Here is a 17,944-nt window from a genome sequence, read left to right on the forward strand (position 1 = left end):
TCGGACGGTTCCGGGCGCTTACGTAAAGGACTCCTTCATGACTGCCAGCTCTGGCAAGCGCCGCTTCGCGCGCATCGATCGCCTTCCCCCGTACGTTTTCAATATCACCGCCGAGTTGAAGATGGCCGCCCGCCGCCGTGGCGAGGACATCATCGACATGAGCATGGGCAACCCGGACGGCGCCACGCCGCCGCATATCGTTGCCAAGCTGGTGGAAGCCGCGCAGCGTCCCGATACGCATGGCTATTCCGCGTCCAAGGGCATTCCGCGGCTGCGCCGCGCGATCTCGCACTGGTACCGCGAGCGCTATGGCGTGGAGATCGATCCGGATACCGAGGCCATCGTCACTATCGGCTCCAAGGAGGGCCTGGCGCACCTGATGCTGGCCACGCTTGATCGCGGCGATACGGTGCTGGTGCCCGACCCGAGCTATCCGATCCACATCTATGGCGCGGTGATTGCCGGGGCGGATATCCGTTCGGTGCCGCTGGTGCCGGGTGTCGATTTCTTCGCGGAGCTGGAGCGCACCATTCGCGGCAGCTATCCGAAACCGAAGATGATCGTGCTGGGATTCCCGTCGAACCCGACCGCCCAATGCGTGGAGCTGGACTTCTTCGAGCGCGTGATCGCGCTGGCGCGCAAGCACGATATCTTCGTGGTGCACGACCTGGCCTATGCCGACATAGTCTTCGACGGCTGGAAGGCGCCATCGATCATGCAGGTGCCCGGCGCCAAGGACATCGCGGTGGAGTTCTTCACGCTGTCCAAGAGCTACAACATGGCGGGCTGGCGTATCGGCTTCATGGTGGGCAACCCCGACCTCGTGGCCGCACTCACGCGCATCAAGAGCTATCACGACTACGGCACCTTCACGCCGTTGCAGGTGGCGGCCATTGCCGCGCTCGAAGGCGACCAGTCATGCGTGAAGGAGATCGCGGCGCACTACCAGTCGCGCCGCGACGTGCTCGCAAAGGGCCTGATCGAATCGGGCTGGCAGGTGGATATCCCGAAGGCGTCGATGTACATCTGGGCGCGCATTCCCGAGCCTTACCGCGCGCTGGGCTCGCTGGAGTTTTCCAAGCAACTGCTGGCCAAGGCGAAAGTTTCCGTCTCGCCCGGCATTGGCTTTGGCGACTACGGCGATGAGTACGTGCGTTTTGCGCTGATCGAGAACGAAGCGCGAATCCGCCAGGCCGTGCGCGGCATCAAGGCGATGTTCCGCGCGGACGGCCTCGTCAAGGTGCCCGTAGCCGAGCATGCGGACGGGCACGGCAAGGGCAAGGCCTGAGCGCGGCCGTCGGTTGCGCCCCTCTGAGGAAGCGGGGCGCAACACCTACAGCAGCATGTGCAGTGGATCGTCGCCCGGCTGCCACCAGCGCGCGAACAACGCCTCTACCGCGGCGGCATCCACCGCGTCGTAGCTGCCGATACGCCAGCGCGGCGCGTTGTCCTTGTCGACGATCAGCGCGCGCACGCCCTCGATAAAATCCCCACGCGTGAACGATTGCACCACCACGGCCAGCTCCATGCGGAAGCAGTCGGCGAGGTCGAGGCGGCGGCCGCGCAGCAGCAATTCACGCGTGGCGCAGGCAGCCAGCGGCGAGCGCTTGCGCAAGGTATCCGCCGTGCGCGCGGCCCATTCGGCGTAGCGCGGGTCGTCCTGGCAGGCCAGGCCGGCGATGATTTCGGGAAGTCTCGTATTGGCCGGGAAGTGCCGCAGCAGGGCCGGCAGGACTTCGAGCAGCGGTGCATCCGCTGCGCTGCAGATCGGCTCGCGTACCAGCGCACGGCGCAGGTCCTCCATGGGCTGGCCGCTCCAGCGGATGGCGGCAAGCGTGTCGTCGAGGCCGTCCAGCGTAACGCTGTTCACCGCGTCATCTGCCAGCCCGCACAGCAGGGCATCCTCGGCGCCAATCGTCACCCCGGTCAGGCCCAGATAGAGCGCCAGCTGGACCGGCATCTTCGACAGGAAATGGCTTGCGCCCACGTCGGGAACGAGCCCGATGCCGGTCTCCGGCATGGCCACGCGCGAGCGCTCGGTAACGATGCGCAGGTGCGCGGCCTGCGACAGGCCCATGCCGCCGCCCATGACGATGCCATCCATCAGCGCCACCACCGGCTTGGAATAGCGGTGCAGGCGGTAGTCGAGCTGGTATTCGTCGATAAAGAACTGCCGCTGCAGCGGCGTCCCGTCGCGATGGCTGTCGTACAGCGCGCGGATATCGCCGCCGGCGCAGAAGGCCTTGGGCCCGGCGCCGCGCAACACCACGGCGTGGATATCATCCTGTCCGGCCCAGTCTTCGAGCTGCGCGGACAGTGCCACGATCATCGGGTAAGACAGCGCATTGAGCTGGCGCGGCCGGTTCAGCGTGACCAGGCCGACGTGGTTGATGACCTGAAACAGGACTTCGGGCTCGGTCCCGGCGGGCGGGCTGGCAGGGGTGCTTTCCGGTGTCAGTCTCATGATCGGTTCCTAGCCATTGCGCCACTGCGGCGCGCGCTTCTGCAGGAAGGCATTGACGCCTTCGCGCTGGTCCTCGCCGTCGAACAGGTCGACAAAGCGCTCGCGTTCAAGCGCCAGTGCGGCCTGGCGCGGCACACCCTGGCGTGCCAGATGCACGAGCTGCTTGCTGTAGGCCGCCGCGCGCGGGCTCACGGTGCAGGCGCGTCCAGCTATGGCCAGCGCTGCTTCCAGCGCCTTGCCGCGCGGCACGACCTCCTCCACCAGGCCGATGCGCAGCGCCGTGGCGGCATCCACGCGTTCATTGGTCAGGATCATGCGCTTGGCCCAGCCTTCGCCGACCAGCCAGGGCAGCGTCTGCGTGCCGCAGCCGCACGGCAACAGGCCGACCCCGGCTTCGGGCAGCGCCATCTGTGCCTGTTCCTCGGCAATGCGGACATCGCAAGCGAGCGCGCATTCGAGCCCGCCACCCATGGCGTAGCCGTTGATCGCGGCGATCACGAGCGGCCGCGCGTTCTGCAGCGCTTCGAAGGCCGCGCCGAAGCGCTGCGCCATCACGCGTGCATGGGCACGGTCGCCTTCGGCGAAGCCGTTGAGGTCAGCGCCGGCACTGAAGAAGCGGTCTCCGGCGCCGGTGATCACCACGGCGCGTACCTGTGGATCGGCATTGATCCTCGCAACAAGGTCCTGCAGTTGCTGCAGGCCTTCGGCCGTGAAGGCATTGGCCGGCGGGCGGCTGAGCGTGAGACGGGCAATGTGCCCGTCCAGGGCAAATTCGATCATGGCTGGCCTCCGTCAGGCCCGGTCTTGGGCAGGTACTGCCGGATCACTCCGGAGAAATCGAGCTGTCCGTCGCCAGCCTGGCTCATGGCCTGGTAGAGCTGCTGGGCCAGCGCGCCGAGGAACAGCGGCTGCTTGACGCTGCGCGCGGCATCGGCCGCCAGGCCCAGGTCCTTGAGCATCAGTTCGGCGCCGAAGCCGCCTGTATAGCCGCGCGACGACGGCGCGGTCTCGATCACGCCGGGATAGGGGTTGTAGGTGTCAGACGACCAGCAGCGGCCCGTGGACGTATTGACAATGCCCGCCAGCACATTGGCGTCGATGCCCAGCCGCACGCCGAGCGCCATGGCCTCGGACACGCCGATCATCGAAATCCCCAGGATCAGGTTGTTGCAGATCTTGGCAACCTGGCCGGTGCCGGTGTTGCCGCAATGGACCAGGTTGCGGCCCATATTGGCGAGCACGGGCTTGACCTGCTCGAACAGCGCCGGCGTGGCGCCGACCATGAAGGTCAGCGTGCCGGCCTGCGCGCCGCCGGTGCCGCCCGACACCGGCGCATCGGCCAGCGCGTTGCCGTGCGCTGCGGCGGCAGCGGCCAGTTCGCGCACGGTGGCCGGGTCGATGGTGCTGGAATCGACCAGCGGCACGCCGGAGCGCACGCCCGCCAGCACGCCTTCCTCACCGAGATAGGCCGTCCGGACATGCGCAGCCGCGGGCAGCATGGTGATGACGAAGTCGGCCTCCGCCACCGCCTTGCGCGCGGAGTCGGCCGAGGCCGCGCCTTCGGCGCACAGCGATGCCACGGCAGCCGCGTTGAGGTCGAACACGGTCAGCGTGTGGCCGGCCTTGAGCAGGTTGCGCGCCATGGGGGCGCCCATGTTGCCGAGGCCGATGAAGGCGATATGCATGTCGGGTCTCCTGGATATTGTGTGGCGGGTCGGTGCGTGGCGTGCTTACTTCAGGCTGATGGTCGTGTTCACGCCATCATTCACCGTGGCGTCGTCGAACCACCGCGCCGTCACCGTCTTGGTCTGGGTGTAGAACTGCACCACCTGCTTGCCGTACGGGCCCAGGTCGCCCAGCTTGGAGCCGCGCGAGCCGGTGAAGCTGAAGTAGGGCACGGGCACCGGAATCGGGATGTTGATGCCAACCTGGCCGACATCGATCTCGCTCTGGAACTTGCGTGCCGCCGCACCGCTCTGCGTGAACACGCCGGTGCCATTGCCGAACGGGTTGCGGTTGACCAGCGCGATGGCCTCGTCCAGCGTATCCACGCCAATCACCACCAGCACCGGCCCGAAGATTTCGTTGGTGTAGACAGACATGTCGGTCTTCACGTCCGTGAAGATGGTCGGGCCAATGAAATTGCCTTGCGGATAGCCCGGCACCTCGACATTGCGGCCGTCGAGCACCAGCGTGGCACCTTCCTTCTCGCCGGAGGCGATCAGGCCGAGGACGCGCTCCTTGGCGGCAACCGAAACCACCGGCCCGACATCGGTGCCCGGCTCGGCGCCGGCACCGACCTTGAGCGTCTTCGCCTTGGCCACGAGTTCAGGCACCCATTCGCGCGCGGCGCCCACCAGCACGACCACAGACGTGGCCATGCAGCGCTGGCCGGCGGCGCCGAAGCCCGCGCCCGCCAGCGCGTTCAGGGTCTGCTCCTTGTGCGCGTCGGGCAGCACCACGGCGTGGTTCTTGGCGCCCATCATCGACTGCACACGCTTGCCGTGCGCGCTGGCCAGGTTGTAGACGTGGGTGCCGACCGCGGTCGAGCCGACGAAGGACACCGCCTTGATATCGGGGTGCGTGCACAGCGCATCGACCACGTCCTTCGCGCCTTGCACCACGTTCAGGACGCCCGGCGGCACGCCGGCTTCCACGGCCAGCTTCACCAGCTCCATGGTCGACAGCGGATCCTGCTCTGACGGTTTGAGCACGAAGGTATTGCCGCAGACGATGGCCATCGGGAACATCCACAGCGGAATCATGGCCGGGAAGTTGAACGGCGTGATGCCCGCGCACACGCCGATCGGCTGCTGCAGCGTATAGGTATCGACCGTGGCCGCCACGTTCTCGGCAAAGCCGCCTTGCTGCAGCGTGCCGATCGAGCACGCATGCTCGACCACTTCCAGGCCGCGGAAGATGTCGCCTTCCGCATCGGCCAGCGTCTTGCCCTGTTCGGCCGTGAGGATGGCCGCGATGCGCTTGCTGTGTTCGCGGATGAGTGCCTGGTAGCGCAGCATGATGCGCAGGCGCGCGCCGATGGGCGTATGGCGCCAGGTGGCAAAGGCGCGCTGCGCGGAATCCACGGCCGCGGCGACTTCGCTGGCGGTGGCCAGCGGCACGCGCGCCAGCACTTCCTGGGTGGCAGGGTTGACCACGTGGCGGAATTCCGTGGCGGACGACTCCACCCATTCGCCGTTGATCAGCAGCGGGACGGTCGGAACGGCGTTGGCGGTCTGGGGCAGTGCACTCATGATGTCTCCGGTAGGTTCTGGATTGGGATGCAGGTCAGGCGGGTTCGATAGGGCAGGCGGGTGCTAAAGGCTGCGCGCGATCAGCATGCGCTGGATCTCGCTGGTGCCTTCGTAGATCTGGGTGATGCGTGCATCGCGGTAGTGGCGCTCGACGGGGTAGTCCTCCAGGTAGCCATAGCCGCCGTGGATCTGCAGTGCCTTGGAGCAGACGCGCTCGGCCAGCTCCGATGCATAGAGCTTGGCCTGCGATGCTTCCGACAGGCATGGCAGCCCCTGCGTGCGCATGCGCGCGGCGCGATGCACGAGCAGCCGCGCGGCGTTGAGTTCGGTGGCCATGTCGGCCAGCATGTTGGCGATGGGCGGATGTTCGCGCAGCGGCCGGCCGAACTGCACGCGCTCGGACGCATAACGGCACGCGGCCTCGAACGCCGAGCGCGCGATGCCGATGGCCTGCGCGGCAATGCCGATGCGCCCGCCTTCCAGGTTGGACAGGGCGATGCGCAGGCCCTCGCCGGGCTCGCCCAGCAGCGCGTCATGCGGCACCTCGCATTCCTCGAGCGTGATGGCGCACGTGTCTGAGGCGCGGATGCCCAGCTTCTTTTCGGGCGCGTGGACGATGAAGCCCGGCGTGTCCGTCGGCACCAGGAAAGCGGAGATGCCCTTCTTGCCGCGTTCCGGCTCGGTGGCGGCGAACACCACCGCCACGCCGGCGCGCTGGCCGTTGGTGACGAACTGCTTGCTGCCGTTCAGCACCCAGCCGCGCTCGGTGGGCTGGGCGCGCGTGCGCAGGTTGTGGGCTTCGGAGCCCGCCTGTGGCTCAGTCAGGCAGAAGGCGCCGATCACCTCGCCGCTGGCCAGGCGCGGCAGGTAGCGCTGCTTCTGGCTATCGGTGCCGTAGTGGAGGATCGGCCCGCAGCCGACCGAGTTGTGCACGCTCATGAGCGTGGCGCAAGCGGCGCAGCCGGCGGCGATTTCCTCGATGGCCAGGGCATAGGCCACGTAGTCGGTATAGGTGCCGCCCCATTCCTCCGGCACGATCATGCCCAGCAGGCCCAGCGCACCCATGTCGGCGACTACGTCCTCGGGCAGCCGGCCGGCGCGGTCCCACTCGGCGGCGCCGGCAGCGAGGCGTTCGCTGGCAAAGGTGCGCGCGCTGTCGCGGATCATGGTTTGCTCTTCGGTGTAGTCGCTGTGCATGGCAGGGGCGCGGCAGGCGCGATTGAGGTGGTCTTCGGCGGTATTCAGATCGAACAGGCGCAGTGTAGGAAGCGCCCGCCGTGCCTCCTATGCCAAAATCCGCCATTCTTTGTGAACTCGTTTGCCATCTGCCCGGCGTCCTGCGGCCGCCCGGAGCGTGGCCGCATCATGGAAAAAGGCAGCGTCGCGATTTGCTTTGTTCACCACGCCATCTCGGGGCTCATGGCCCGCGGGCTGGATCCTGAGCCGGTCCTGCGCAGTGCCGGCATTGCGCCGGCGCTGCTGGCGGTGCCGCAGGCGCGCGTCTCCACGGCGAGCTACAGCGACTTGTGGATGGCCGTGGCCGCCGCGCTCGACGATGAATTCTTCGGACAGGATTCCCGCAGCATGAAGTGCGGCAGCTTTGCCATGCTGTGCCATGCGGTGGCGGGCAGCCGCACTTTCGCCCAGGCACTGGAGCGCGTCGCACGTTATTTCGGGCTGCTGCTCGACGACATCGGCGTCCGGCTCGAGCGGCATGGCGACCGTGCGGCGCTGGCGCTGACCGCGCCGTCCGCGGCGCAAGGGCGGCTGCCCGGCGTGTTCGCGCAGGAAACCATGCTGATCATGCTGCAGGGCCTGATGAGCTGGCTGCTCCACCGTCGCGTGCCGATCCTGCTGGCGTCCTTTGCCTACCCCGAGCCGCCATACGGGGCGGAATACCGGATCATGTACTCGCGCCAGACGGCATTCGGACAGCCAGCCACGGCGCTGGTGTTCGACGCCGGCCTGCTTGACCAGCCCGTGCGGCAGGATGAACGCAGCCTGAAGTCATTCCTGCGCGATGCGCCGCACAACGTGGTGGTGAAGTATTCGGACCGCAGCAGCGTGGCCGCGCGCGTGCGACGCCAGTTGCGCAACCAGCGGCCCGAGCAGTGGCCGACGTTCGAGGCGCTGGCGCTTAGCCTGAACCTGTCGGCGTCATCGCTGCGCCGCCGCCTGATGGACGAGGGCGCAAGCTACCAGGAACTCAAGGACCAGCTCCGGCGCGACCTGGCGATCGACGCGCTCAGCCGTACCGGCAAGCCCGTGGCAGACATTGCGGCGGAGCTGGGCTTTGCCGAGCCTGGCGCTTTTCATCGTGCGTTCCGGCGCTGGACCGGGTCGCGGCCCGGCGCCTATCGGGGCACGGCTGCGGAAGGCTGAGTTCAGGCCGGCAGCACTTCGCGTGGCGCGGCGGCGGTATCCGGCTGCCCGTCGTCGTGCGCCAGGATGCGGTTGCGGCCTTCCAGCTTGGCGCGGTACAGCGCGGCATCGGCGCGTACGCTGAGCTGGGCCAGCGACTCGCCGGGGCGCAGGCAGGCAACGCCGCCGCTGATGGTGTAGCGCACCGTGGCGCCGCTGTGTGCCAGCGGAACCGGATGCTGCTCGGCGCCGGCGCGGATGCGCTCGGCCAGCTGCTGCGCCTCGGCCGCGGTGGTGGCCGGCAGCAGCACCGCGAACTCTTCTCCGCCCAGGCGCCCCACGCCGTCGGTGGCGCGCACCAGTGTGCCGGCAAGGCCGGCGAAGGCCTGCAGCACGGCATCGCCGGCGGCGTGGCCGTAGGTGTCATTGACGGTCTTGAAGCGGTCGATGTCGATGATGAGCAGCGCGGGCGCAGGCTTGCCGCGCGCGGCCTGGGCGATCTCGCGCTGCGCCACGTCTTCCCAGGCCTTGCGCGACAGGACACCGGTCAGGCCGTCGGTGTTGGCGATGGCCTGCAGCCTGCGCACCATGGTGTCGTGGATCATCAGCACGGCGCCCATGCTCAGGGCCGGCATCACCAGCGCGCCCAGCGTCAGGAACAGGCTGTTCAGGCCCATCGACTGCAGGACGTAGGGGTTGCCCAACAGCGAAAACGCCGACAGCAGGCCACGCACGGCGTGCCCGGTGGCGAAGAAGAGCGCAAAGCCGGCCGTGGTCAGGTGGTGGTTGCCGGCACGCCCGCGCGGCCGCCGGCGGATCAGCGTGATGCCGGTCAGCGCACACAGCACCGCGTGGAGGACGGAGACGGCCACCACGCGCGTGGTGTAAACATCGTAGACGTAGCGCCAAATCGTCACCACGGCCATGGTCGCCAGCGTGCCGGCGGCGAGCCGTCCCCAGCGCGGCTGGCCACCGCAGAAGCGGACGCAGCCCGCATAGAACAGCGCCACTGCCCAGCCCAGGGCGGTATTGGCCGCCACTACGGAGAGGATGTCGCTGATGTTGCCACGCAGTGCGAACAGCACCAGCGCGACGGTGACCATGAGGTTGGCGTTGCACCAGTCCCGCACGCCCGGCAGCCCGCAGCGGCGCAGCGACCAGACAATGGCCAGCATCATGGCGCTCAGCGCCGCCGTGATGACCAGCAGCGCGGTTGGGAGGGACATCGGTGGAAAATCCTGGGGGCGGGTGGCCGCCAGTTGGACAAAACCGTAATGATACGGTGTCCGGGCCGAACCTGGCCGGACGTTGCCCTGACGCACTACCGCGTACGTCGATACCCCACCGGAAACGGCACGCCGAAGGCGTCAGGAGGCCTTGGCGGATGCCGGCACTTCAGTCTCCGGCGCCGGGTGGCGCGGTATGGTCCACGTCCGGCGCGGGCTCGATCCGCAGGGCCGGGTCGTGCTTGAGCAACCAGCGCGCGGCGACCAGCAATGCGACAAGGAGGGCGACCATATAGGCGCCCAGCGAAGTGACGTATTCCATGTCTGACCCCTTCTGAATCCCGGCTCTGTGACCGGTGGGGAGAAGAGTAGGAAAAACAGTGCCTACCCCACATCACCTGTTTGGGGGCTATCCCCACGAGGGTAGGGGCAAGCCGCCAGCCGGCGGCGGTGGCTGCGAGGGAGGATGCCGGTCAGGCGGGGACGGTGACCACGTGCGCCTGCATCCGACCCTTGATGGAACCCGTGCCGAATGCCTGCGCCAGTGCCTGCTCGCAGCAATCCGTGGCGTGCTGCAAGGCATCGGTCCCCCGGGCTTCCAGGTCCGCTCGCAGCGGCGTGCCCTGGCATAAGGCCATTGCCGCAATACGCGGCGACGCGGCAACGCTGGTCGAGGGCAACGTTTCCACAGCAGGCGCCGCCAGGAAGCCGCCCTGTCGCAGATGCGCGGCGATCTCGGCCTGCCGGTAATAGCCATGTGGCGTACGCATCATGAAATCCGGCGGGGCGTCCGGGAACAGTTGTGCCAGCGCCTGGCAGACGGTATGCGTGAAGTGGTTGTCCTCGATGCGGTCCCACACGTTGAACAGCAGGGTGCCACCCGGGGCCAGCACGCGTCGTGCCTCGGCGAACGCGGCGGCCTTGTCGGGGAAGAACATGACACCGAACTGGCAGGCAACGAGATCGAAACTGCCATCATCGAACGGCAACCGCATGGCATCTGCCACCTGCCAGGCTATCGGGCGGCTGGTGCCGACAACCTGCGCCCGTTCCAGCATCGGCGGATTCAGGTCGGTCGCAACAATGGCTGCCTGCGGCGGCAGCGATCGGGCCAGTTCGCGCGTCAGGGCGCCCGTGCCGGCCGCCAGTTCCAGCACCCTGGCCGGCCGCAGCGCGGCCGCCCGGCGGGCGAGGTCCGCTGCATACGGGGCAAAGATCATTGGCACGAGATACTGCTCGTACAGTTCGGGAATCGCACCCGTGAAGGCCTTGTCGCTGTCGGGCAATTGCATGATTGTCCCCCGGTGCCGGCCAGGCGGTGAAGGCCCGCCTGATTGCTTCCATGCTAGGCGGTTCGCGGCAACAGCGATGGCTCCGGGGTGTCCAGGCCGCGGCGCTCGGGTTCAACTGACCTCGATCAGACCATTCATCGACTCATGCCCTGACCCGCAGAAGATATCGCAGAGGAACAGGTGCGACCCGGCTGCGGCGGCGTGGATGGGAACCTCCATCTTCTTGCCGGGCGGCAGGTCCGTGCGGATGCCAAGGTCCGGCACACTGAAGCCCATCACCACGTCGAGCGCCGTCAGTTCGAGAATCACGGATTCGTTCTTGTGCAGGGCAATGCGGTCCGGTGTGAAGACAAAGCGCCGCGCGGTGACGGCGATGCGCCGCGGCATGGCGGCCGACGCCGTCCAGAACGGTACCGAGGCAGCCAGCGCCGCCAGCCAGGCCAGGCTGCGCCTGCGCGACGGACGGAAGGGCGTTTGCTCGATCATCGTCATTCTCCATGGGGGCAGCGGTCAGGCGGCTACCGGTCGTTCTTCGAGTGCCAGGCGCAGCGGCGCCTGCCGGGTCATGACCTGGCGCCACCCCAACCCGCGATAGGGGTGTCCGGCATCCCACGCCACTGGCTGGCGCAGCGGTTGCGACGCGGGGGGCGGCAGCGGGAACATCAGCGACCGCGCGGCATGGTGGGCGATGTGGCCGGTCCGGTGGTGGTGTTCCTGGTGGATGTGGCCGTAGAAGACGGTGACGTGGCTGTACGGATCCAGGCGCTGCAGTACCTCGGCGCCGTCGCGCGTGGCCCAGTCCCACTGCGGATAAAGGTCGAACAGCGGCCTGTGGGTGAACACGACGATCGGCGCTTCGCGCGGCAGGCGGGCCAGGTCCGAGGCCAGCCAGTCGAGCTGGGCCGCGCCGACGCGCCCGGCTGGGTCGGACACATTGTCGAGGACGATGAAGTGAACGCCCTGGTGATCGAAGGTGTAGTGCGTGGGGCCAAAGAATTCCTGGAAGGCTTCGCCGCGATCCAGGCTGGCATCGTGCTCGCCGGGCATCAGGTAGCGGGTTTTGACCTGGAGTGCGTCGATCTGCGCTTTCACTTCGCGCATGCGCTTGCGCCGCTCGTCGGGATCGTCGGTCGTGTGGGTCAGGTCACCCGTGAAGACGATGAAATCCGGTGGGGCCGGCAAGGCATTGACCGCCGCGATGGCCTTGGGCAGCGTTCCGCGCGCATCCGGATTCGGCGGGCCCTGGAAGCCCCAGTGCAGGTCGGAAAGCTGCACGAAGTAGAAGTCCTTGCCCGGCGCAGCGGCCCAGCCGGGCAGCGCGGATGCCAGGACGGCGCCGCCTGCAGCGGCGGCAAGGCGCAGGAAATCGCGCCGGTCAGGAGCGGGATTGTCGGGCATGGTGTTCTCCTGTGGAGCCCGGCATGAGGCCGGATGCCTGTCATACCGCGCAAGGCGCGCTTCTATTCCCAGGCCGCTGACGGCGCGCAGGCGGGGCCCGGCAGCGGAATAAACTGGTATCGACGCCGGTAAACACGGCGGGCGGAGGCTATAGCGCGGGCTCCGCAAGGTCAGGCCAAAGGAGCGCCGTGAACGCCACTGACGAACGCCGCCGGTTTGCCGAGCTGGTCCTGCCGCATCTTAATGCGGCCTACAACCTTGCACGGTGGCTGAGCGGTGGCGCAGCCGAGGCGGAGGACGTGGTGCAGGAGGCGCTGCTGCGTGCCTACACCTACTTCGGCAGCTACCACGGCGACCGGCCGCGGCCATGGCTGCTGGCCATCGTGCGCAATACCTGGTTTTCCACGTGGGACCGTGACCGGCCAGCCCGCGACGCCGCGCCATACGAAGACGGCGTCGACGTTGCGCAGGCCTGGCCCGGCTGGCAGGACGCCAGCGAGCGCGAGCCGCTGTGCTGCCTGCTGCGCGCCGAGGACGTTCGCCTGGTGCACGAGGCACTGGCGCGCTTGCCCGCCACGCTGCGGGAGGTGATCGTCCTACGCGAACTGGAGGACTTGTGCTACCGCGATATCGCGCAGGTTGCCGCCATCCCGCTTGGCACGGTCATGTCGCGGCTCGCCCGTGCGCGGCATGCGCTGGCCGTCGCAGTGGCGGCACTGCGCGTGGAACGGGCCGGACTGCCGGCGGAGGGGCCGGCGCGGCTGGATGGCCTGGCGGGGCCGGCCGGGGAGGTGGGCAATGGACTGCAATGAGGCTCGGCGGCTGCTGCATGCCGGCGCGGACGGGGAACTCGGCCCGGCCGACCTGGCGCGGCTGGATCCGCATCTGGCGTCCTGTCCGGCCTGTGCCGCGGAGATTGCCCGTATCCGCGCGCTGCGCGACGCAGTGCGTGAAGGCGCCACCTACCACCGCGCTGACGGCGAGCTGCGTGCCCGCCTGATGGCAAGCCTGCCGGCGCCGTTGCAGGAAGGGTCCAGTCCGAGATGGGGCAAATGGGGCAGCCTGGGCAAGTGGCTCGCCTGGAGCCACCCCGCACGCGCGGGCCTTGCGCTGGCCGTGGTAGCCGCCGTGGCGCTCGGCATCGGGCAACTGGCCAGGTACCGGTACGATGCGGACGCCGTGGCCCGCGAGATGGTGGCCAGCCACGTGCGGGCACTGCTCTCGGGCCGGCCGCTCGACGTGGCGTCGCTGGACCAGCATACGGTCAAGCCCTGGTTCAACGGGCGGCTGGACTATGCGCCGGTCGTGCGCGACCTGGCAGAGCAGGGTTTCGTGCTGGCCGGCGGCAGGCTGGATTACGTCGACGGCCGCCCGGTGGCCGTGGTGGTCTACCGCCGCAACCGGCATCCCGTCGACGTGTTCGTCTTCCCCGAAGGTACGGGCGAACTGCCGCCGAAGGTGTCGGGATCGCGGCAGGGCTACCAGCTCGAGAGCTGGGACGCCGACGGCATGCGGTTCCTGGCCATCACCGATGCCTCCGCCGATGACCTGCATGCGCTGCGCCGGGCCTGGCAGGCGAGTGCTCCTGCCACGCAGCGATAGCGGCGCGCGGGCAGGCTGTTGGCGTTACGCGGTCTGCCAGCGGCCTTCCGCTTCGACGGCCCTGCCGTCCGCGACCAGCTTGAGCAGGTGTGCCAGCAGCGAGCGCTGGGCCACCGGGTGCATGCGCTCCGGCACATCGTCGTAGACACGCGGCAGCAACGCCTCGATCGGGGCCGGCCCGAGATCGCGCAGCGCGTTGAGCACCTTGGCTTCGCGGTGCAGGCGGTGGCGCACGAGCAGGCGGATGGCCTCCTGCGGGCGGGCGATCAGGAAGCCGTGGCCGGGTGCCAGCCATTCCAGGTCTTCGTCCTGCAACGCTGCTAGCGACTCCAGGTAGGCGCGCATATCGCCGTCGGGCGGAGCGATGACGACCGTGGAACCCTGCATGACGTGGTCGCCGGTGAAGAGCGTCTTCTCTTCTTCCAGCAGGTAGCAAAGGTGGTTGGAGGCATGGCCCGGCGTATGGATCACGCGCAGCGTGCAGTCGTCGCCAATGGCGATGCGCTCGCCGTGCTGCAGATCGCGCGCGGGGGCAAAGCCGGTGTCCTGCCATTGCGTGGCCGGCGCGGCGCGGCCGAGCACCGTGGCGCCCGTGGCGACCTGCAGCGCGGGCGCCGCGGGCGAATGGTCCATGTGGGTGTGCGTGACGAGGATCCAGCGGATCGGGCCCGGTGCGGCAGCGAGCACGGCCTGCACGTGGGCGGCATCATCGGGGCCGGGATCGATCACGGCCCACTCATTGCGCGCCCCGCCGCCAACCAGGTAGGTGTTGGTGCCCGGGCCGGTCATGACATTGCCGTTATTGGCGGTGACGCGCCGGAGCCGCTCTGAAAGCTGCACGGGCTCCCCCGGAGCGAGCTCGTAGCGTGCGTGGGCCTTGCCGTCCGGGTCGATGCGGCCGATCTCGGCATAGCTCGACTCGTTGGGCATGACCGGGCGCACGCCCGCCGCGCCTTTGGCCAGCCTGGGCATGATGCAGGCAATGTTGCGCAGCTGCGAGGTGCTGGCAAAGCAGTCCTGCGCTGTCTCGAAGTGGGCGATGGACTGCAGCGTACGGCGCGTGACATGCATCATTGGCAGGCCGCTGGCCGGGTCGGCGGCGTCGCCGGGGCGGATCCAGCGGTGCTCGACAACCTCCATGCCGTCATGGGCGGCAATCTGGCCTGCGGGCGCGATCGCCACGAAAAAGCGCGTGTCGAAGCGCTTGGGCAGCCCCGGCGGCGTGAGCCAGTAGCTGTGGTAGGCCAGGCGGTCCGGCGCCAGGCGCAGGCCCAGCTCCACGCACGCGTGCGCCAGCCCGGGGCCGCCGCGCTGCACCGCCTGGCGCAGGAAATCGTGCTTCGCGGCATCGAGGTGGCCCGGGACCAGCAGGTCGCCGTCGCGATGATAGGCCAGCAGCAATCCGGCTTCTTCGAAGCATTCGCGCACGGCAGCCAGGTAGAAGTCCAGGCCGTTGGCCGGCAGGTTCAGGCGCTCGCTGGCCGCGGCATCGTCCAGGCCGGCAGCGTGAACGTGCAGAGCCTTGTCCTGCGGATCGAGCGTGCCGCCGGGGAACACGAAGGCACCGCTGCTGCGGTCGTTGGCGCGCTCCACGCGGCGTACCAGCAGGACCTCCATGCCCTGCGGGCCGTCGCGTACCACCAGCAGGCTGGCTGCGGCGCGCAACAAGGTGGACGGATTGGCAGCTCGGGTCTGGGTTGTCTCTGTCGTTGTCATTGTGTCGGCGCGCGGACCGGGCCGCGCGGCTGTATGTGGCTGGACCGGTCTGGCGCCGGTGCTTCGTTCGTGCGACGTTTTTTCGCATGCAGGGCCATAGTGTAGCGGCGATGGCCGGTTCGCTCTGCTCCGGGGATTTCCGCATGCTCCGCGCTGGTGCGGAACTGTGCCTTTGGCATTTCCCGCTGAACGACCTACTCTGATTGCTGTACTGCACTTTACGAAGGGAGGATGCCCGTTTTGTCCCGAGCCTCGTACCTTTGCCTGTCCTTCGTGTTGCTGCTGACAGCGTGCGAGACGCCGCCGCAGCAGACGAGCAGGCCCGCCTCGCGCCCGGCGGCAGAGCCCAGGATCGTGCCAAGAGTGGCAGCCGACGCCTGCGAACAGGCGGTTACCGCCAATGTCAGGAAGGGGCACCCCGAACCCGGAAGCATCTTCCTGCTGGAGGACCGCGAGCAGGTCAGTCCACGGCCCGGCGGCATTGCCGCGGTCACGGGCGAGGGCACATTCGAGCCTGACAACAGCCAGGCCTCGATCGGATTCCGCTACACCTGTCTCTATAACGGGCGCACCGCCCGGGTGGACGATGTGCAGTTGCGCTACTGAGGCGCCGCACGCCGTGCCACTGACCATCCGCCCGGAAACGCCCCAGGATGCCGACGCGATCGCACGGCTGACCGAAGCCGCGTTCCTGGACGCGCCGCATTCACAGCACACGGAGGCATTCATCGTCGCCGCGCTGCGGCGCGCCGGCCACGTCAGCTACCAAGCGGCTTTCGGCGCCACGGCGTAGCCGTCTGCCAGCTGTTGCAGCAGGCAGACAGTTGGCCGGCGCAGGGGCCTTCCCGGGCGCCGCTTGGTTCGCTTCCCCTCGCATCCCTGCGCCAGAGGAATTGACACTCACAGGACGGGCGGACATGATTCGGACGGAATAGATGCGCCTCCGGGGCAACTTGGCGCCATGCCACGTACCGACCCCGCAAGAAGGCTGCAAGAACAAATCTGGGAAACGGGGTCATGAAACCTTCCATCCGTCAACTGGCGGGCGTTGCGGCGCTCGCTATCGTGCTCAGCGCCTGCTCCACCACGCCTGAACCGGTCACGGCGCCGGTTGCCGCCGTGCAGCCGCCGTCGAACCAGGCCATGAAGGCGCTGTCCGCCGAAGTCTTCACCTACGCCTACCCGCTGGTGCTGATGGACGTGACGCGCGAGCTGATGAGCCTGCGCACGCCGCCCAACACCTTCAGCCACAAGCGCACCTTCCCGGATGCGAGCTTCACCGAAGTGGTCACCCCCAATGCCGACACGCTCTATTCGTCGGCCTGGCTGGACCTGTCTAAGGAACCCGTGGTGCTGTCCGTGCCGGATACCCGGGGCCGCTATTACCTGATGCCGATGATGGATGCGTGGACCAACGTCTTTGCCTCGCCGGGCAAGCGCACCACCGGCACGCAGCGCGGCAACTTCGTCATCACCGGTCCGGGCTGGGAAGGGCCGCTGCCCAAGGGCATGACGCAGATCAAATCACCCACGGCCATGGTCTGGCTGTTGGGGCGGACCCAGGCCAACGGCAAGAAGGATTTCCCGGCCGTGCACCGCCTGCAGGACCAGTACCGCCTGACGCCGCTGTCCGCCTGGAAGATGGGCATACGCGCGGCGCCGGAGAAGCCCGCGCCGCGTTCGCCGACGCTGGACACGCAGTCACCCCCGGTCGAGCAGGTGGCGGCCATGGATGCGCAGGCTTTCTTCAGCCGCTTTGCGAGCCTGCTGCCGGCCAACCCGCCCGCCGCTGCCGATGCCGCCATGGTGGAGAAGATGCGCCGCATGGGACTGGAGCCGGGCGTGCCGTTCAAGACCACGGTGCTCGAGCCGTCCACCGCGCGCGCCGTGCAGGAAGGCGCCACGGCTGCCTTGCAGGCGATCGCGGAGATGGCCCGCAAGGGTAACGCCGATGCCGGCAATGGCTGGGTCATGCACCGCGACCTCGGCAACTACGGTACCAACTACGCGCGCCGCGCGGTCACGGCCATGGTGGGACTCGGCGCCAACCTGCCGGAAGACGCGATCTATGCCTCGACCGGGACCGATGCCTCCGGCAAGGCGCTGCAAGGCAATTCCAGCTACGTCCTGCATTTCGCCAAGGACCAGCTCCCGCCTGCCAAGGCGTTCTGGTCGCTGTCGCTGTACAACCAGCGCCAGGCTTTTGTCGAGAATCCGATCGGCCGCTATTCCATTGGCAGCCGCGACCACCTGCGCTACAACCGCGACGGCTCGCTCGATATCTACATCCAGCATGAGCGCCCGGCGCGCGGCAAGGTGGCCAACTGGCTGCCGGCCCCGCCCGATGCGCTTAACATGACCTTGCGTGCGTACTGGCCGGAGCAGGCACTGCTCGACGGCACCTGGATGCCGCCGCCGGTGGAACGCGCGAACTGAGGCTGTTGCTCGCCGCGAAGCAAAAGGCCGCGTCCCCGGGGACGCGGCCTTTTGTCTTGTCTTGGCCTTGCCGTGGCGATCCGGATCGCGGTAGGAATGCCCATTGCTGGGCACCCCCCGCACAGATCCCGGCGTGCCCGATTCGGGCACCGGGCTCCTACCTTGGGTGTTTGACGGCAAAGCGCCGGTCGGGCC

18 protein-coding genes are annotated in these 17,944 nt (G+C 68.2%); 7 read left to right on the forward strand and 11 right to left on the reverse strand.

Annotated features, from left to right (window positions below; all coding sequences use genetic code 11):
* Positions 1–37: 37 nt before the first annotated feature.
* Positions 38–1,288, forward strand: a complete 1,251-nt coding sequence (gene alaC / locus LDO29_RS22615; protein ID WP_224081969.1) for an alanine transaminase — start codon at positions 38–40, stop codon at positions 1,286–1,288.
* Positions 1,289–1,333: 45 nt separating this feature from the next.
* Here the strand turns inward: alaC and LDO29_RS22620 are convergent, their stop codons facing one another.
* From LDO29_RS22620 to LDO29_RS22640, 5 genes are all read right to left on the reverse strand, one after another.
* Positions 1,334–2,464 carry an enoyl-CoA hydratase/isomerase family protein gene (locus tag LDO29_RS22620; RefSeq protein WP_224081970.1) on the reverse strand — a complete coding sequence of 377 codons (1,131 nt, stop codon included), beginning with the start codon at positions 2,462–2,464 and terminating at the stop codon, positions 1,334–1,336.
* Positions 2,465–2,473: 9 nt separating this feature from the next.
* Positions 2,474–3,244 (reverse strand): enoyl-CoA hydratase, encoded by a 771-nt coding sequence (locus LDO29_RS22625; RefSeq protein ID WP_224081971.1) that lies wholly within the window; start codon positions 3,242–3,244, stop codon positions 2,474–2,476.
* Positions 3,241–4,149: a 3-hydroxyisobutyrate dehydrogenase gene (gene mmsB / locus LDO29_RS22630; RefSeq protein WP_224081972.1), complete on the reverse strand. Its 909-nt coding sequence runs from the start codon at positions 4,147–4,149 to the stop codon at positions 3,241–3,243. The genes LDO29_RS22625 and mmsB overlap by 4 nt, the downstream gene beginning before the upstream one ends.
* Before the next feature lie 45 nt (positions 4,150–4,194).
* A complete protein-coding gene (locus LDO29_RS22635) occupies positions 4,195–5,718 on the reverse strand; it encodes a CoA-acylating methylmalonate-semialdehyde dehydrogenase (protein ID WP_224081973.1) in 1,524 nt (507 codons plus the stop codon).
* Positions 5,719–5,781: 63 nt separating this feature from the next.
* The gene (locus LDO29_RS22640) at positions 5,782–6,915 is read right to left on the reverse strand and encodes an acyl-CoA dehydrogenase family protein (RefSeq protein WP_224081974.1); all 1,134 of its coding nucleotides are present in this window, start codon (positions 6,913–6,915) and stop codon (positions 5,782–5,784) included.
* Between the two features lie 168 nt (positions 6,916–7,083).
* Between LDO29_RS22640 and LDO29_RS22645 the strand changes: the two genes are divergently transcribed.
* Positions 7,084–8,100, forward strand: a complete 1,017-nt coding sequence (locus LDO29_RS22645; RefSeq protein WP_224081975.1) for an AraC family transcriptional regulator — start codon at positions 7,084–7,086, stop codon at positions 8,098–8,100.
* A gap of 2 nt (positions 8,101–8,102) precedes the next feature.
* On the opposite strand, the gene LDO29_RS22650 is transcribed toward LDO29_RS22645, so the two are convergent.
* From LDO29_RS22650 to LDO29_RS22670, 5 genes are all read right to left on the reverse strand, one after another.
* On the reverse strand, positions 8,103–9,305 hold the full coding sequence (locus LDO29_RS22650) for a GGDEF domain-containing protein (protein ID WP_224081976.1): 1,203 nt from the start codon (positions 9,303–9,305) through the stop codon (positions 8,103–8,105).
* Positions 9,306–9,474: 169 nt separating this feature from the next.
* Positions 9,475–9,627, reverse strand: coding sequence for a hypothetical protein (locus tag LDO29_RS22655; RefSeq protein WP_224081977.1), 153 nt, complete (start codon positions 9,625–9,627; stop codon positions 9,475–9,477).
* 151 nt (positions 9,628–9,778) lie between these two features.
* Positions 9,779–10,597 (reverse strand): class I SAM-dependent methyltransferase, encoded by an 819-nt coding sequence (locus tag LDO29_RS22660; protein ID WP_224081978.1) that lies wholly within the window; start codon positions 10,595–10,597, stop codon positions 9,779–9,781.
* A gap of 111 nt (positions 10,598–10,708) precedes the next feature.
* Entirely contained in the window at positions 10,709–11,083 is a 375-nt protein-coding gene (locus LDO29_RS22665; RefSeq protein ID WP_224081979.1) for a cupredoxin domain-containing protein, read from the reverse strand.
* Positions 11,084–11,107: 24 nt separating this feature from the next.
* The gene (locus LDO29_RS22670; protein WP_224081980.1) at positions 11,108–11,995 is read right to left on the reverse strand and encodes a metallophosphoesterase family protein; all 888 of its coding nucleotides are present in this window, start codon (positions 11,993–11,995) and stop codon (positions 11,108–11,110) included.
* Between the two features lie 113 nt (positions 11,996–12,108).
* Between LDO29_RS22670 and LDO29_RS22675 the strand changes: the two genes are divergently transcribed.
* On the forward strand, positions 12,109–12,807 hold the full coding sequence (locus LDO29_RS22675; protein ID WP_224081994.1) for an RNA polymerase sigma factor: 699 nt from the start codon (positions 12,109–12,111) through the stop codon (positions 12,805–12,807).
* Positions 12,794–13,597, forward strand: a complete 804-nt coding sequence (locus LDO29_RS22680) for an anti-sigma factor family protein (RefSeq protein WP_224081981.1) — start codon at positions 12,794–12,796, stop codon at positions 13,595–13,597. The genes LDO29_RS22675 and LDO29_RS22680 overlap by 14 nt, the downstream gene beginning before the upstream one ends.
* Positions 13,598–13,621: 24 nt before the next feature.
* Here the strand turns inward: LDO29_RS22680 and LDO29_RS22685 are convergent, their stop codons facing one another.
* Positions 13,622–15,313, reverse strand: a complete 1,692-nt coding sequence (locus LDO29_RS22685; RefSeq protein WP_224081982.1) for an MBL fold metallo-hydrolase — start codon at positions 15,311–15,313, stop codon at positions 13,622–13,624.
* Positions 15,314–15,676: 363 nt separating this feature from the next.
* On the opposite strand from LDO29_RS22685, the gene LDO29_RS22690 reads away from it, so the two are divergent.
* From LDO29_RS22690 to LDO29_RS22700, 3 genes are all read left to right on the forward strand, one after another.
* Positions 15,677–15,919: a hypothetical protein gene (locus LDO29_RS22690; protein WP_224081983.1), complete on the forward strand. Its 243-nt coding sequence runs from the start codon at positions 15,677–15,679 to the stop codon at positions 15,917–15,919.
* Between the two features lie 13 nt (positions 15,920–15,932).
* Positions 15,933–16,106 carry a hypothetical protein gene (locus LDO29_RS22695; RefSeq protein ID WP_224081984.1) on the forward strand — a complete coding sequence of 58 codons (174 nt, stop codon included), beginning with the start codon at positions 15,933–15,935 and terminating at the stop codon, positions 16,104–16,106.
* 224 nt (positions 16,107–16,330) lie between these two features.
* A complete protein-coding gene (locus tag LDO29_RS22700) occupies positions 16,331–17,749 on the forward strand; it encodes a DUF1254 domain-containing protein (RefSeq protein WP_224081985.1) in 1,419 nt (472 codons plus the stop codon).
* Positions 17,750–17,944 lie beyond the last annotated feature (195 nt).

The sequence above is a fragment of the Cupriavidus laharis genome (genome assembly GCF_914271435.1).
Taxonomy (GTDB): domain Bacteria; phylum Pseudomonadota; class Gammaproteobacteria; order Burkholderiales; family Burkholderiaceae; genus Cupriavidus; species Cupriavidus laharis.